This window comes from Pedobacter miscanthi, from assembly GCF_003315595.1.
In the GTDB taxonomy this organism is placed as follows: Bacteria; Bacteroidota; Bacteroidia; order Sphingobacteriales; family Sphingobacteriaceae; genus Pedobacter; species Pedobacter miscanthi.
This window is the reverse complement of record NZ_QNQU01000007.1, coordinates 23,925-41,029: the sequence shown is the minus strand read 5'-3', so window position 1 is coordinate 41,029 and position 17,105 is coordinate 23,925. Positions and strand designations below refer to the sequence as shown.

12 protein-coding genes are annotated in these 17,105 nt (G+C 40.8%); 6 read left to right on the top strand and 6 right to left on the bottom strand.

The features are described 5' to 3' along the window. The first annotated feature begins 453 nt into the window (after positions 1-453). Positions 454-1,842, top strand: coding sequence for a glycosyl hydrolase family 18 protein (locus DRW42_RS09540; RefSeq protein WP_208643533.1), 1,389 nt, complete (start codon positions 454-456; stop codon positions 1,840-1,842). Positions 1,843-2,021: 179 nt separating this feature from the next. On the opposite strand, the gene DRW42_RS09535 is transcribed toward DRW42_RS09540, so the two are convergent. After that, a complete protein-coding gene (locus DRW42_RS09535) occupies positions 2,022-2,261 on the bottom strand; it encodes a hypothetical protein (RefSeq protein ID WP_113948596.1) in 240 nt (79 codons plus the stop codon). Between the two features lie 22 nt (positions 2,262-2,283). Beyond that, positions 2,284-3,501: a bifunctional alpha/beta hydrolase/OsmC family protein gene (locus DRW42_RS09530; protein ID WP_113948595.1), complete on the bottom strand. Its 1,218-nt coding sequence runs from the start codon at positions 3,499-3,501 to the stop codon at positions 2,284-2,286. A 397-nt stretch (positions 3,502-3,898) separates the two neighbouring features. Here DRW42_RS09530 and DRW42_RS09525 point away from each other — a divergent pair, with 397 nt between their 5' ends. The 5 genes from DRW42_RS09525 (at position 3,899) to DRW42_RS09505 (ending at position 10,958) form a co-directional block, all read left to right on the top strand. Beyond that, a complete protein-coding gene (locus DRW42_RS09525; RefSeq protein WP_113948594.1) occupies positions 3,899-4,882 on the top strand; it encodes a type I glyceraldehyde-3-phosphate dehydrogenase in 984 nt (327 codons plus the stop codon). 165 nt (positions 4,883-5,047) lie between these two features. Then, positions 5,048-5,224: a histone H1 gene (locus DRW42_RS09520; RefSeq protein WP_113948593.1), complete on the top strand. Its 177-nt coding sequence runs from the start codon at positions 5,048-5,050 to the stop codon at positions 5,222-5,224. Between the two features lie 607 nt (positions 5,225-5,831). Next, positions 5,832-6,719, top strand: coding sequence for a polysaccharide lyase (locus DRW42_RS09515; protein ID WP_147243703.1), 888 nt, complete (start codon positions 5,832-5,834; stop codon positions 6,717-6,719). Positions 6,720-7,585: 866 nt separating this feature from the next. Further along, a complete protein-coding gene (locus DRW42_RS09510; protein ID WP_158544306.1) occupies positions 7,586-10,315 on the top strand; it encodes an outer membrane beta-barrel protein in 2,730 nt (909 codons plus the stop codon). A 1-nt stretch (position 10,316) separates the two neighbouring features. Continuing rightward, entirely contained in the window at positions 10,317-10,958 is a 642-nt protein-coding gene (locus DRW42_RS09505; protein ID WP_113948590.1) for a GLPGLI family protein, read from the top strand. Positions 10,959-11,280: 322 nt separating this feature from the next. Here the strand turns inward: DRW42_RS09505 and DRW42_RS09500 are convergent, their stop codons facing one another. The 4 genes from DRW42_RS09500 to DRW42_RS09480 all read right to left on the bottom strand — a co-directional run bounded on the left by DRW42_RS09500 (position 11,281) and on the right by DRW42_RS09480 (position 16,903). Further along, positions 11,281-12,699, bottom strand: a complete 1,419-nt coding sequence (locus DRW42_RS09500; protein WP_113948589.1) for a dihydrolipoyl dehydrogenase family protein — start codon at positions 12,697-12,699, stop codon at positions 11,281-11,283. 354 nt (positions 12,700-13,053) lie between these two features. Beyond that, entirely contained in the window at positions 13,054-14,937 is a 1,884-nt protein-coding gene (locus DRW42_RS09490; RefSeq protein WP_113948587.1) for a hypothetical protein, read from the bottom strand. A gap of 422 nt (positions 14,938-15,359) precedes the next feature. Continuing rightward, positions 15,360-15,578, bottom strand: coding sequence for a hypothetical protein (locus DRW42_RS09485; protein ID WP_113948586.1), 219 nt, complete (start codon positions 15,576-15,578; stop codon positions 15,360-15,362). Between the two features lie 260 nt (positions 15,579-15,838). Further along, positions 15,839-16,903 (bottom strand): sensor histidine kinase, encoded by a 1,065-nt coding sequence (locus DRW42_RS09480; RefSeq protein WP_113948585.1) that lies wholly within the window; start codon positions 16,901-16,903, stop codon positions 15,839-15,841. Between the last annotated feature and the right edge of the window lie 202 nt (positions 16,904-17,105).

The following is a 17,105-nucleotide window of genomic DNA, read 5'->3' as shown; positions in this document are numbered from 1 at the left end:
AAACCTACCACAGAGACCAAAATCTTATCAAAGACGATTTAGTCGCCTGAGCCCTTATTCTGGCCTGAGCTTAAACAAAATAAAAAGAACTATTAATAGAGAAAAGTCTGATACTTCGATCAGTGCATACATTTTGGTCCGGAAAATACTGAACAGTTTGCAGCGAAATAGGCGTCAGTTTAAATGCGGAGTGAACGTAAACTTACGCATTATTTCAATCGTTAGAATTCTTCATAAACCAATTAAATGATACATTTATGTGGTATTAATATTATGCAATTTGAAAATTAATCTTACTTTGATGAGCGGTAAGCTACTGGAAATAAGCTATTAGGCCGCTATATGTATGGTCCTAAAAAAGTAATTAGGTCTTTAACTAAGTCCAACCTAGTCTTCATCCGTAGCATTAGCAAATATATAATTACATCATTCACTAACCAATTAATTAAATCTATGAGAAATGCAACAAAAACCTGGCTTGGTACGCTGCTGGCCTTAACAGTTCTTTATTCCTGTAAAAAATCGGAGATGAATCCGGAAAATGAATTACCTAATCTATCTAAGGGGCAAGAGGCCGTTACCGAGCTCATTCCAGGCTCATCATTTAGGGTAGTTGGCTATATGCCATCATGGGCTGGTGCGGTTAGCCAGATCCAGTTCAGCAAACTTACCCATGTAAATTATGCTTTTATACTGCCAACTTCAACCGGTGGATTGCAGGCTTTACCTGATCCATCCAAACTGCAAAGTCTGGTAAGCTCGGGCCATGCCGCAGGTGTTAAGGTATCGATTGCTGTTGGCGGATGGAATAACAGTGACGATAGTGCATTTGAAGCATTTGCCGCAAATTCAACCTATCGCACGAATTTCGTTAATAACATAATGGCGTTGGTAAACCAGTATAACCTCGATGGGGTAGACATTGACTGGGAATACCCTAATACAGGTGCATCGGCCAATAACTTCACACTCCTGATGCAGCAATTAAGTACCCAGCTTCATAATAACGGGAAATTGCTTACCGCAGCCGTAGTTTCTGAAGGTGGCGCAAGTATCCAAAATGCAGTGTTCAATGCTGTAGATTTTCTTAACCTAATGGCATATGATGGTGGTGGTGCCAATCACTCTACCTATAATTATGCCGTAGGTTCTTTGGATTATTGGCAGGGCCGCGGACTTTCTGTTGCCAAAACAACGCTTGGCGTACCTTTTTATGGCCGTTCGTCTAATTCTTATGTCGATTATAAAGATATCTTGGCCCAGGGTGGAAGCCCTAACTCCGATACTTTCGGCAATGTAGGTTATAACGGCATTCCCACTATTAAAAGTAAAGCAAATCTATCATACGACCGTGCTGGCGGAATCATGATCTGGGATCTGAATGCAGACGCAACAGGCGGTAATTCATTGTTAAGCGCCATTTATACAACACTTGTTGACCGCGTAAACAACGGCGGATCGAACATTCCGTTCGGCACAGTGATTTCACTAAAAGGTTTCAACAACAAATATGTAAGCGGACAGAATGGTACTGCTGCCATGACCTGTACCACTACCACAGCCACATCAACCGAAAGGTTTACCGTTATAGATGCGGGTGGTGGTAAAGTAGCCTTGAGAAGCATGGGCAAATATGTATCATCAGAAAATGGAACACAGGCCATTACCTGCAGCAGGGCAACCATAGGCGACTGGGAAAAATTCGACTGGGTTGTTGCCGCAGATGGGAAAATTGCTTTAAGGGGTAATAATGGAAAATACATTTCGAGCGAAAATGGTACCCAGGCCATGACCTGTACCCGTGCAACAGCATCGGGCTGGGAATATTTCGCTATCAATTAAATTTAATTATTAACAAGTTTTAAAAACCGTTTTGAATTATAATCAAAACGGTTTTTATATTTAGATATGAATAATACTTTAAGGCGATAAATACCCGAGCTTCTGAATATTATTAAATATGATCGCTGGCGGGCCGATTAAGTACCTACTGAGTTATATTTGGATGGTTTTTACTAAATTCATTCAGGCTTTTTTTTTGTGATCCGATAATCCGAACCGATCCGCTCGCCGGGTAAATAAGCTGACTCGGCTGCTCGGTAGGCCTGGTTTAAAAGGTCTATGGGTTGGCTTTTACTCTCCTGGGGAGCTATGTTCTGTGCGTCGAGTCCATTTGAATGGATATCCTGCTGGCTCTGCTGATCCTCTTGATCCGCATCTTGCTGATCGTCGAAGGGAAGGGGTTCTTCATGTCTGTTCATAATAAGATATTGTTTTAATTGATTAAGCTAGTAATGATGTTTCGATATGAACGGGTAGACTTAAAGTCTGGTGTACCGGACACTTTGCAGCTATCTCACAAAGACGTTTTTTTTGGGACTCATCAAGGTTACCTTTAAAGAGAAGCTTTTTTGAAAACGTTTCCAGATGAGCGGGCGCAGCTGATCCATTACCCATATCCTGCTCATGTTTTCTTGCATAGGTAATGTAAACGTAGATTTCTTCAAGCGGCCATGATTTTCTTTCAGCATACATCCTGAGGGTCATTGTCGTACATGCTGCAAGTGCAGCGCTCAGATAATCATATGGTGATGGACCTAAGTCCTCGCCACCGATAACAACTGGTTCATCTGAGATGAAAGAATGATGTTCAGTCTGTAAGGCTGTTGTAAATTTATTTTCTTTAAGGTTTAAATGGCCAACAAGTTGCTCTCCAGATGTTGTGAGCATTTGATTATGCATTTCAGGAACATACCTGGACACCCATGCTGCAATTATTTTTGCAGCATACAGGCTGTCTTTTCTAAGACGAAGCAGATGGTCGGCATTGTCCAGTGATATAAAACTTTTGGGATGCGAAGCACTGGAATATAAGACCTGGGCGTTATCAATCGATACAATATTATCCCCCGGAGCATGCATAAATAATATCGGCTTATGGAGGCGTCCAAGTATCGCCTGCAAATCGGTTTTTTCCATTTCTTCAAGAAAGGTCTTATTGATAAGAAAAGGACGTCCCCCGATATTTACCTCCCAATCCCGATCATCCTGCCCAGCTGGTTCCTGCAAGGTTAAAAGTTTTCTTACATGGTCCACTTTTGAGGGGGCACCGATGGTTGCGACCGCCCTTAATTCAGGAAGCCTTTCGGCTGCGGCGATCACTGCGGCACCTCCAAGTGAATGCCCTATCAATAGTACCGGTGGCGTATAATAAGTTTTCATGTGCTGAAAAACTGCTATCAGATCACTTACGTTTGCGGAAAAGTGGCTTTCTGCAAATGTTCCCTCACTCTCTCCAAGCCCAGTAAAATCGAAACGTACGACACCGAATCCATTTGCTGCCAGTTCCGCACTGATGTGCCGGACTGCGTTTAAATTACTGTTGCAGGTGAAACAATGGGCGAATATCGCGTAATGAGCCGGTTTCTGATTGGCGGGCAGATCTAGGTAGGCATTGAGCTTGTAGCCTTTATCATTTTTGATTTCTAATCTATGGTTCATTGGTGATTATATTTCTATTGAATATGGTATATGGATTAGTTATACGTTTTATACTGTTTTCTCCCAACAAGTCATGGCTTTCCTTCAGTTGGGTGATACCTAAGCATAATCGCCGGCACCACCCTTAATTTTTACCATGGCATTATCTCACTTATTGGAGATGCTGGGCTATTACTAACTAATTTGTCATTTGGGCTGAATCTCCAATTTGTCAATCACAGTTGATTCAGCAGCTAATAACACAAATATAATAAAACAGACCGACTTGTTTTATTATAATTTTTAACTTATACTTGTTCGTATAGAAAGGTAAAGGGGGAAATTATTTACAGTACAGACTTGTCTGTATTATTTTTTTTAGGCATCTTTGAATTCAAGAAAAAAATAAAATAAGTTTATGAAAAAAGTAGCCATAAATGGGTTCGGACGGATTGGCCGGGCAGCATTGAAAATAATTTTTGATTCCGTAGATATGGAATTGGTGGGGATCAATGACCTGATGAGTATTGAGAATGCCGCTTATCTGTTAAAATATGATAGCAATTATGGGAAATATGAAAAGGATGTTAAAGTGGACGGCAATATGCTTGTCGTAGCTGGCAAAAGTATAAAGTATACAAGTATCAGAGAGATCGAGAATCTGCCATGGAAGGCGTTGGGTGCTGAGGTAGTAATTGAAAGCACGGGGTTTTTTACAAACAATGCAGATGCTGAAAAGCATTTGATGGCAGGGGCGAGGAATGTGGTTATTTCCGGACCTACAAAAGATACACCAACTGTTGTGCACGGCGTGAACACAGAAGATGGTAAGGTTGCGGTGTTCTCATGTGCGAGCTGTACCACTAATAGCATAAGTCCTGTAATTGAAATACTGGGGAGGAGACTGGGTATCAAAAAAGCGATATTGAATACTACCCATGGTTATACTGCTTCCCAGACCTTAGTTGATGCGCCTTCAAAACGGGAACCGAGGATGGGGAGGGCAGCCGGTATTAATCTGGCGCCTGCAGCGACGGGTGCTGCAATTGCAACTACGAAGGCGCTTCCACAGTATGCAGGGAAATTTGACGGAATAGCGGTAAGGGTACCTGTTCCGGTGGGTTCAATATCTGACATTACTTTTATAGCGGAACGAGTAACAAGCGTGGAAGAAATCAACCAGATCCTCACTGAAGAATCAAATACAGAAAGGTATAAATTAGTGCTTGCCGTTACCGATGAACCCCTGGTTTCCACTGATATAATTAAAAGCCCGTTCGCAGCTACGATTGACCTGGAGATGACTCGCGTTGTTGATGGTGATCTGGTGAAAGTTATGGCATGGTATGATAATGAGTGGGGCTTTACGAATCAGATGATAAGACAAATATCTTCATTGTAAATCGCTTTCTCATAAGCTATTGGCTTAAGAACTTAACTTGGCCAGGACTGGCATTTTTGGGATTTAAATGGTATGGAATAATTAATATTATAAGCTTTTTCAAGCTTTATTAGCCGAAAAGGTCTTGGGATGTTGGTGATATGTGAGAACCTTTAAGATAATTTTATGGAAAAATTCAGTAAAATAAAAGAATTGATTGTTTTAATCGAATCAGATGCACAAAAGTTTTATAAGGCTGGGAACGGGGCGGCAGGTACGCGCCTGCGCAAAGGGATACAGAAAGTGAGGAATCTGGCACAGGAAATCAGACAGGAAATTACAGCTAAAAAAAACAGTAAATAAATGTCCCTAGCTATGGGTACTGCCCATAGCTTTTTTTCAAATGATAGATGCTTTGGCCGTTGACTGACATGTTTAGAAAGGAACAGCATTAATTAACCTTGACCCGTTAAATATTCCTCAGTATTACCTGGGTAGCAAGGAAACAGCATTTGTGAAGTGCTATAAATTGCGATAAGGCTTATTTGAAGAGAACTTTAAAAAAGAAACCCGATAGTTCATATTTCTGATTTTTTCATCCCTGGAAATATCAATTTAATTGCCGGTAAATATCCTTACTTTATGTCATAAAGGATTTATCATCGATAATGAATTCAGCCTTACATTCTGCTCATAACCGGTTTAATGTACAAATATCGTAATCCATTTTAATGGATGTCATTCTTTATTCAGGTTATTATTTCAATCGTTAGAAATATTCCCATGCCTGATTTTTATCAAAAATACCTTGTGAGTTTGAAAAAGAAAACAAACAAGTTTGTATTTTGTGTATATCAGTTAACCGGAACTAAACTTTTGTCAAAAAAACATTTTTAAACCAACAGATTGTCTAAAAAACAAAGCTGGTTTAATGCTAACCAAATTCTTAAACTAAATATTTTAAAAAAAAATGAGCCAAAAACTTAATTTTCCTAAATTACTAGGGATAGGCATGACCTTTATTTCCCTTTCGATCGCGGGTTGTTCCAAAGATTCGACCGAAGTAACAGAAAACAATGGTTCAGTTGAAAAGCTGTCCGTTAACAAAACCATGTCCGCATCTGCTGCTGCCCAGGTTTGGCCCAGTAACATAAACACACAATTTAATCATCCTGATGGTACATATGATTATAATGAAGCAAGTGCTGACTTCGGCGGTGGTACGCTTACTGGCTGGAATTCCGACCGTGCATGGATTTCGGGAAATAGCGCGAGGGCAACCCTGATGCCTAATTCTGTCTCAAATGGATTGATTTCAGAACTTGATCTTTCAGATGGATCGGCTTATGAAGCCACTTATACAGTTAGGTTCCATAGTACATTCGATTGGAGCAGGGGTGGCAAAGTGGGTTTTGGATTTCTTATCGGAGAAGGCAATACTGGTTGTGATATTGCAAGCGACGGTAATGGTGGTAGCTTCAGGCTGATGTGGTACAATAATAACGGGAGGGTTTATTTTCAGCCCTATGTTTATCACAAAGATATGGCAGGGCCATGTGGTGATGATTTTGGCAAATCATACCCGGCCAGCGGAAGCCTGGTAAAAGGCCAGACCTACACGGTACATATGTATGCCAAAAGTAATACAGGTAGCAATAAGGACGGTTGGATACAATTGCAGATCAATGGTACCTATGTTATTAACCAGGCAATCAGATGGACGACCAATGATGCCCAACGGTTGATCAAAAGACTTTCCTTCCATAATTTTAGGGGAGGAAAGGATGTAGGTGTCTGGGGCTCAAGCCAGACAAGTTATATCTATTTTGACAACCTTGTGGTAAACAAAATCCAATAACGGATCGGGTGTATCAATACCTGGAAATTTGTGATAAACGGGGTTGAAATTTATGGTTAACTGATTTGTGGTCCTTACCGGAATGGTAAGGACCACAATTGCAATAAGGGCAAAGATTTGTTACGGACAAACATCCATCCTGTTATTTAAGTTAGGTTTGCTAAGGTTCGAATGCTGGTTTTATTTATGGCTTCGGACATGAAACGCAATTCTGGGTTTGCTTATATTTTTCATCAACCACATAGTGAATGCCATTTGATCTGATACTTAGATTTCGGGATATGGGATTGTTGGTCGGCAGCTACTGGAGCAGGCTGGCTATTCCCAGGCCCCAAAGGCTGGAAGATACTGCACATTAAGCTTAATTCTCCTTTTCTCATATTCAGGGACGTTTTGGGAACTGCCCTTTAAAAACAAGCACTCTGGTACATATTCTTGTGCGGCCTGAATGGCAAATAAATACCAAATCAACAATGTCCTGCCAGTCTTTGAACAACAGCAATTCTGACTTTGTTATTCCCCTTTTGATATCCGGAGGATGGAAGGAGAAAATATTTTATGGTCGGTTACTACCTTGACTGTACTCAACTGTCTTCATACAAGAAACCAACATTTTAGGGATACTGGGAATATGCTTCCGCTGATTATTAAGACTGCATATCAGGGGCAGCGAATTAAAAGCCGTGGTTCAGATTGATCAGCAATTAGGATAAGGGCAAATATTGTATATATATACGCTGGTATTTACTCAAATGCTGTCGAGTTTTATTTTGATCATGTCTGGTAAACACTATTTAGTCCGATGCTTTAAAATGTTTTTAAAACTATTTATAAGAAAAATTTTTACTTCCTTTTTACTGCTTATTTTGACAGTTACCGCATTTGCACAAGAAGGTGAAATCCATGGAGTTGTCCAAAGCTTACAGGAAAAGGAAAACCTGCAGTTTAGCAATGTTGTCCTTATCCGAAAAACAGATTCGATAATTGTAAGGAATACCAGGGTCGATCACATGGGGCACTTTACCTTGAATGCTATTAAAAATGGGGGGTATAGCCTGATCATTTCCTATCCCAAAATGGCGGATTACCTAAAGGATGTAATAATTAAGGACGGATCAAAAATCGAATTGGGGGTTGTCAAAATGGATCTAAAGGCGAATTTGCTTGAAGAAGTACACATCCTGGCAGCCAAGCAGGCGATCAGCCGAAAGGGGGATACAATTGTTTATCAGGCAGATAGTTTCAAGGTAGCAGAACATGCCAATGTGAAGGAATTACTCAGGAGATTGCCGGGAATAGAGGTTGATATCAACGGCAAGATAACTGCGCAGGGAAAAGATGTGCGGAGAATTCTGGTTGATGGGGATGAATTCTTTGGAGATGATCCGGTAATGGTTATGGAATACCTAAAAGCAAAAGGCGTCTCGGAAGTTCAGGTTTATGATAAAAAGAGTAAAGAGTCTGATTTGACGGGTATAGATGACGGTAAAAGGGAAAAAATAATTAATGTAAAGCTCAAAGAAAATGCAAAAAACGGGTACATCGGAGATGTTGATCTAAAGTCCAGCTTCTTCAAATATAATGATGATGCCGCTTTGGGAGCTATATACCTGAGAAAATACAAGGCGGCTGTCTTTGGGCAAAAGTCCAATCTGAACATTGGTAGTTTCAGCGCATCCTCCTTTCAGGGATTTACCGGTTATGATGATTATTATCGCATAAACGCTGGGGATGAAGGCATTCCGGGAGCCGGAAATAATATGTTCGGTAGCTCACCGGGATCAGGTTTGCCGGATAACCTAAGTTTGAGTGGGTATTTTTCAGGAAAATGGAAAAACCAGAGTGAAGCGAGTTTAAATTCAAACTATTTTGACAATAGTAGCAAAAATTTGCAGTCCTCACTTACCGAAGTGCTCTTACCCGGTGGTTCCGTTTTTAAAAGCAGTAACTATAATTCAAATGAGTCCAGAAATTCGGGGACGGATATCAAAACCAAGTTCTTTCTCAACCTTGATTCCCTGAGCTCCCTAAAAATAGACATCCGGGCCAAGCAGAACCGCAATGAAAACCAGGCCGAAATACATAATGAAAGTTTCAGGCAGGGGGACCATTTGTCCAGTAAGAATTTCCAGAAAAGTTTTGAGACAGGGAATGCAGATATATTCAGCGGAAACATCAATTACTCAAAAAAATTCAGGAGAAAAGGCCGGTCCATAACTATTGACCTGCAGCCGGAAAGTAAAAATGGTAACGGGACCCAGTCCAATTTGAACAATACGAGCTATTACGATGAAGATGGTAATTTTCTTGAAAATTTGGATTTCAACTTGAGAAAGGAAGAAAAGGGAACTGAAACCTCCTTGGCTGCAAGGGCCGTTTTTACCGAGCCTTTGTTCGCTGGCCTATCCCTGCAGACAGCATATAGTTTTAAGGCGTTGAATGCCAGAAGTATTAAAGAGACTTTCAATAATGATGGGGCAGAGAAAGTGGCAAAACGGATTGATTCTTTGAGCAACGATTTCAGGTATAATAGTTCAAACCATATTGAACGCACAGTCCTGCAGTTTCGCTCCGGGAAAGTGACTGCTTCTACCGGGATTGAAGTAACACTTACAGGCTTTGGACTTAAGGATCTTGATACGCATAAAAATTTCGACCGGAATTACATCAACTTCTCACCAAATACCTATTTTAACTTCAGGACAGAAAATGGGACGGACTTAGCCATACAGTATGATGGAAAAACGGTACAGCCAACCATCGCCCAATTACAACCTATCAGGGAACTGGATAACCCTTTATATGAGTTCGTTGGTAATCCGGGTCTGAAACCCGCTTTCCAGAATGATTTTAGTATATCGTTCAGGAAATCTTCTGTGCAGCGTTCTTCTTTTTACCTGAATATGTATTATTCATTCGTCAAGGACGCAATTACTGTCAACCAAACGGTAGACCAGTTCAATAAACGTACAACGGGATATCTGAATCTAAATGGTAATAGCCGGCTGGGAATCAGTGCCGGTTATGACTTTAAAATAAAAAATACGGCTATTTTGGGCAATGCAGGTCTGAATTATGGTTTAAGTAACCGGGTAAGCGTTCTGAATACGGTAAACAATAAGGTTACCAACAATAATTACTCATTGCGTGGGAACCTAAAATATTCCGTTAAAGACATTTACCTCTCAATCTCATCATTTTTAAATACATCCATAGGGGTTTCATCCATTGGCAGTGTCAATAGCAGCCGCACTTTCACACATAACCACCAACTGGCGGCAAATTTGAAACTACCATTGAAAATCGAGTTCAATGCAACTGCCGCTCTCAATTTTCAGCCTTCGGATGCTGCTTTTAATAATTCGGTCAACACCTACCAGTTAAATGGATACCTTTCAAAAAAATTAATGCGTGGGGAATTGCTGGAAATAAAATTCTCAGCGAATGACATACTTAACCAACAGACCGGCTATACAAGGTCGGTCAGTGGTTATTCAACCTCTGAGCTGACCTATAGTTATATCCCGCGGTTTTTCCTCTTAGCTGTAAGGTTTAAATTGGCTGGCAATTTTATCACCGATAAAAAAAACAATTGATATGAAATATATTATAATTAGTTTGATACTATATTACTGTTTGGTCCAGGATGTGCTGGCACAGGACCTTTTTGTTAAACAGGCAACGGTCACCTATGAAAAAAAAGTGAGGCCGGAGAAAGGGTTTGATGATCCTAAACTTGCGGGTTTTCTTGCCGGGCTTAATTCAACCTGGTCGCTGACCTTTAGCGGGGATATAACCCTTTATAAATCCGTTGCGACAAATGATGAGGGAGCCATGAGCCGTGCTCTTATTGATAAAAACCTAAAAGATGAATTTTTTTTCGACTTTGGCGGTAAGAAAAGGATTAAGAAGAAAAAAATCGGGAACGAATATTTCCTGGTTGAAGACAGTATACCGAATCTTAAGTGGAAATTGCTTCCCGATGTCAGGGAAATAGCAGGTTATGAATGCAGGAAAGCTTTGACCAAGATAAACGATACGGTTTATGTTGCTGCTTTTTACACAGACAGGATTCTTGCCAGAGGAGGTCCTGAAGGGTTTAATGGCCTTCCGGGCATGATACTGGGACTTGCAATTCCCAGGCTTAAAACTACGTGGTTTGCTTCAAAGGTCGAACTAAAACCAGTAGACCCCAAGATGAGTCGGGAATCTTTCCTGGGATTTGAAATGTCCGGTTGATGTCGAGTCTACATTCTCGGGATTAAATTAAAAAAATGTTGGCTGCTATCTGTTTTTGGACTAACTGGACGATGATTCCGGTTTCCGGTTTTCCTTTCAGCTTAATGTTAAAGGAAGGGTCAATATCCATGGCAATTTTTTTAATGCAGGCATATTAACAAACGCATAGCATATCCTGAGTAGTGGGCTAGTTTAATTCGTGTAGGGACATCCCATCGCTCGGGACAACCACCAGTTTGGCTTCAGCCATATTTGTCCTTACAAGGTAAATATGGCTGAAAAAAGATGTTCTTTCGTTCAATATTAATGTTTCGCGGATATATTATCTGTCCGGTACCGAACTGAAAAGCGTGATCAGGCCTTCCGCCATTGTAGGGTGCGGAAATATCATATCCCTTAATAATGTATATGACAGTCCTGCAAGCATTGCAACCTGGACCGGGGCCATAACAGCTCCTGCATCTGCACCGAACGCTGTGAATCCCAGGATCCGGTCACTTTTGGTATCAACTAATGCTTTCATGAAACCTTGGGTTTCGGAAATCGTCTTCGCGCGCAGGATAGCGCTGAATGGAATTTTGGCAAGGCGGTAAGGTATATCCTGCTTCCGCGCCTCTTTCTCACTCAGGCCAATACGCGCCAGCTCAGGATCGGTGAACATGCAGAACGGAACCTGTCTTCCGGTAGTAATGCTGTTCCCGCCAAGGAGGTTATCTGCAACCACATGGAAATCATTCTCGGAGATGTGGGTGAAGTGCGGGCTGCCTGCACATTCACCGGCTGCCCAGACACCGGCTGCAGTTGTTTCCAGCCGCTCATTTACTTTTATATACCCACTGCTTGTGACTTCAACACCCGCAAGCTCAAGATTGATACCTGAGGTATTGGGAATGCGTCCGGCGGCTACCATTAGATGTGATCCCTCCAGGACGTGATCCCTACCGTCCTGTCTGAAGTTTACCTTTACTGATTCACCCGAAAATCCCTCGATGCTGGTTATATGGGCACCTGTAACTAGTCCGATGTTCTCTGATATAAATAATTGATGCAGGGCGTCAGAAACATCTTCATCCTCATTATGGACAAGCTTTGAATTGCGTTCAATCAGTGTCACCTCAGCGCCAAGACGCTTAAGCGCCTGGGCAAATTCGATCCCTACAAACCCACCGCCCAGTATAATCAGATGTCCGGGTATTTTGTCCAGTTCCAGGGCACCTATATGTGTGATGGGATTCGCTGCTTCCAGGCCGGGCGTTTTTCCGATAGCGGCACGTGTCCCCGTATTGATCACTACATGTTCACCCTGGAGTATACGTGCGGTTCCATCCGCAGTTGTAACCTCCAATGTTTTGGGGGATATAAACCGGCCTTCCCCCATAATCAGATCTACACCGGTGTCCCTGTATTGTTCAAGATGTATGTCAACAAGCTCGGTGACCATTTTTCGTTTGCGCTCACGGACATCCTCCATACTAATTTTCCAATTGTCTTTGGTAATTCCAAATTCCTCGCTTTTACGGAAAAAGGAAGCAACCTTTGCACTATGTATTATATTTTTGCTGGGCAAGCATGCGATATTGGGGCAGGCACCACCGATGTATTCTCTTTCAATAACGGCTACTTTCATGCCTTTTTTGCCCAGGGTCCACGAAATTAATTTTCCGGCTGCGCCACTTCCCAGAATGACAACGTCGTATTTTTCTGTTGCCTGTCCCTGGTACTGGTTGTTTTCTTCTTTCATAATGATTTTTCTATATCTGGATGCTTTGATGGATATCTCAAAGATGACGAAAAAAGGGCCGCCAAAAAAGGTTCGGATTTCCCGAATTGCATCGATTCCGAAGAAAATTTAGAATCGGCCTTGAGCAGATACCACTGGCAACACAGGTCGGGAAATTTGTATTTGACCGCACTTTTATTTTTAATTAATGTCCTGCTGAACATGGTATATCCATGGATCAAGAGGCCTTGGATTTAAGCAAGGTTTAAAAAAAGCCGACCGCATTATTGCCTACAATGCAATCAATTTCAGCATGGATTATATGTTTGTGCGCCTCTGTGGATTACAATTGTGCTAGGGTCATATACTATTTGCTTATAACGGACGCAGGGCACTTTTTCTTATACCTTTTAATTCCGATTTGATAAATTCTTCAAATTCATCGATATTTAATACCCTTGGCAAGTCCTTAGTCAGCCAGTATCTCGGCTCGAAGGTGTGTATATATTCTGTAAAAGGCGAAACTACAAGTGGTAAAATATGGGAAATACCCGTAAGGTCATAATTTGTGCCTTTGGGATGCAATGCCAGCCATTGGGCTTTTTCATCGACCTCAGACAAGCCCTTTTCAACTACATTTTCCGTCCGGTGCGAAATTGCATTTACATCGCCGTTATTTATGCCAAAAGAATGGGCAACTACCTTACATTCTGCGATTACCAGGATATCTCCAACTACAACCGAAAAATCAATCTGTTTACTGGTATTATCAATTGCCTTACAGGGCGTTACCGGTAGATAACTTTTCTGGCCATTTAGCGCATCTTCAAGGGTTTTTCCTCTAAAATTGTGGCCACCCATTGATACATTGTGAAAAAGATTATATAGTAAATAAATTGTCACCGAATGATCTATCAGGATGCCGCCTTTTTGGTCCAATGGCAGAAATATCTTTAGTGGACCTGCCGTTGCCAGGCGGATGTTACGGGCATTATCTTCAGCGAGTGTGAGGAAAGCAATAGCCTTATCAATCTCATCTTCATCATAAGGTACCGAGATACCCGTCTGTTCCATCACTGTGGTCCAGTTTTCTTTGATTGAAGGACGATATTCATCGATCTTAAAAAGCTGGTAACTTCTTTGTACCATGTTAAAATAAGTCTTGATATCCTTTTTGCCAAAAAAACTATTAACAAAAGATAAACAGACATCTGAAATAACCCCCATTACGTATTCAAAACTGACATTGTTTTTCAATCTAAAATCTTGACTTAATGGAAGGTGGGCCTGGGTAAAGGCCCGGATATCAAAAAGTGCAAAACTGAAATTGGGACTGAAATTTTCCTCAAATTCAATTTCCAGATGCTTCGCGATCGGCTCCTTAAAATCTGTTGCATTTTTTCGATCAAATATCTGGGTCATAAAGGTCGTTCCGGTATCTCGTGTCTTTTCCTGAAAAACCGTACCTGTCGCTGTAGAATGCATACCTCTTTTCCGGTTATCAAAATTCAGGACAAGTTCATCCAGCTCCTTACTTCGGTTGTCATCTATGATCTCTTCAGTCTGATGGTTTACGGTAAGATCGGCTCCTTTGGATACAATTCTTTTTTTCGCCCCGGACAGCCATATTTCATACGCAAGAATGCCGATAGTAATAAATTCCCAAAGGTTTTCGTGGTCAAAATCGCCAAGCATTATCTGATCCTTACATTTTTTTAGAAGAGGCAGGGCACTTTTAAAAGTGTCGGTTAAGTATATTCCTTTCAGAATTTTATCCAGATTATCTTCATTTACCATTATCAGCTCACTGTTCTGCTTTTTTTTTGCAAACTTTTGTATCGCTGCATTCAGAATATTGGAGCAATAAATTATGGTTGCATACCTGGTATCTTCTCCCATTGAAGAGGGGGCAATTCTTCTGGAAAGGTGTAACCAATAACCAATTGAATATTTTTCGATAATTACCCTCATTTTCTCCTCAATAAAATGTTGGTAGTCATTCAAAAGTTGTAACCCTTTTTCTTGTTTGTAAACGCCATTAGGGATGGTTTCCCAAAATTCCTTCCTGTATAATTGCGGCTTAAGAAGCCTATCCCTTATCAGTTCCATGTAATGGTTAAATGGTAGGGAGTGATAATCAAATAACAGCATTTTTTCATCATTTGCCACCCGGCCTTCAAGCCTTGCCCTTAATTTATCTGAATAAGATATTTTTTTTTCTTTACTTTTTGACCTCACACCGGTCTGTCGGATTTTCATCGGTTATTGTTGAGCGTTAATGGATCTTATTTATTTAAATGTATTTTTTAGAGATAAAGCTAGTTATTAATATTTAAAACACTAACCAAAACTGAAATATGAAAACTTTCCTGGGAAGGGTAAGTAACCGTATGATATCTTAGCTGCATTGAACGGGGATTTGATCCGATTGATTTTACAGTACCAGATCGGACTCTAGGTAAAATGATGCCAAGATTTTTTCTGGGGTTACTGGGAAAAGTATACGCTTTTTAATTCAGCCATTAGTAGTGGATACCGGCTACTTTTTCCAGCTTTGCCGGATTTGAGTCCGGAACTGGAGATTTATCTATCTGTGTGAAATTTTTGACATAGTCCGCACGGAGGATAGGGGGAATTTGCTATAGGGTAATCGAAAACCTGACTGTATCGGTGGATCATAGTCAAAGGCGGTAGCGTAAGGCGATATTTTTTCCAATAGCCCTGAGCAGGCCAGGGTTATCCATTATTGTCTTATCAAAGACATCCCATTCCTTGTCCAGCGTACGGACCAGCGTGAATTCTTCTCCCAGTAAGCTGACTTTTATTTCTATAGTATCTTTGCTGATTGCCTTGGTAAGAATATTATAGATATAATCTTTGTTCTCAAAGTTGATGCGCATGGGTAGACTCATTGATACAAAGATAGAGGAATATAAGTTAGGCCAGAAAATTTTTTATTCGATGCTTACCATGGAAGTGGTTGAAATCTTTTTGCACCAAAAGAACAAACAAGCAGGAATTCCTTAAATGATATTTAATTCAAAGATTAAATTTTGGGTTTCTTTGCTGTTTTGTTTTAAATAAGTTGGGATGCATGGAATTTATTGCATGTTTACGATATAAGGTTATGCATGGAATAAAACAGAATGGACTTTAGGTCTTATTCTATGGGTAAGCATACATTTACCGTGAAATGTCTGTCTTCCTGTTTTCGATAGGAGATATTGGCCCGCTCACCATAGCTGTGCCGCAGTCTTTGTTCTATATTTACCAGACCAGTGTGCAATCCACTATCGTTTATTCCGGTGCTGATAAGATTTCTGGTTTCAATAAAAAGCCAATTATTGCGGACTGCTACATTTATTTCTCCCGGATCGGAGGAAATGCTGAGATTACCATGTTTAAGCATGTTTTCTGTCAGTGAGGGGAGGATGAAAGGAATGAGCCTTATACCCCAGTCTTTTTCATCGTAGAGTAAGTTAATAAATGTCTTTTCTTTTCTGATCCGGGTGATATTCAACAGGATTTCTGCCTGCTCGATCTCTGCCCGTAATAATGTTTTTTCAGAACCCCGTTCTGTATCCAGTGCATAACGAAGGACCTTGGAAAGCTGAAGTACTGCCTGGCCAGCTTTTGGGTCGGTAATTCTTGTACTATCATGTATGAAGCTAAGGGTACTAAGCATAAAATGTGGATTGATCTGTGCCCTGAGATAAGCATTCTTTGCCTCTGCCAGTTCTAATGCCAGCTGGGATTGATGGAGGTCTTTTTCTATGGTTTGTTTTTCAAGTCTTGCAGATTTTTGGTCGCTCCTTTTGCTATATTGGTATAAGAATAAGGTTACACCAATTCCCATAAAATATATACCTCTCCACATCGTTGCGCCTACAAAAATGTGATCAAGTTCAAAATCCCCAAAAAAGGTTCTTCCGTTAATCATTGCCAACAGCCGGTCTGCAAAATTGCTGAATATCAGGAAAATTAAAATGGTCAACAGGATCAGCAACATCAGTAGCGGGATGTTCCGCCGGCCTGGTTTGATCGTACAGGGAAGTATCATTCCGGAAACAAGATATGATATTGGGATATTGATGAGATAGTGAAAAAGATAGTTTTCCGTATTTGAGAATTTCCCTCTGACAGTCCAGATTGCGAGGGTTTCATACACAATGAAAGAAAACCAGAGAATAAGGTGCCACCAGTAATATTTGATAAATTTTTTCATTTTTTTCCTTGACGGTTTTAGGTTTGGCCACGGTAATCTGGCATTTGGCCACGGGCGGTCTTTTTAGTTTTTTTCTGGGGCTAGTTTCCTTTCATGAAAACGAAAAAAAGCCCCAAATTGAGTAGGAAAACGGTATTTGTCTTCCGCTCTTCAGCAAATAAGAGTAATCTGACTACTGACCCCACAACCGATACGATCACGT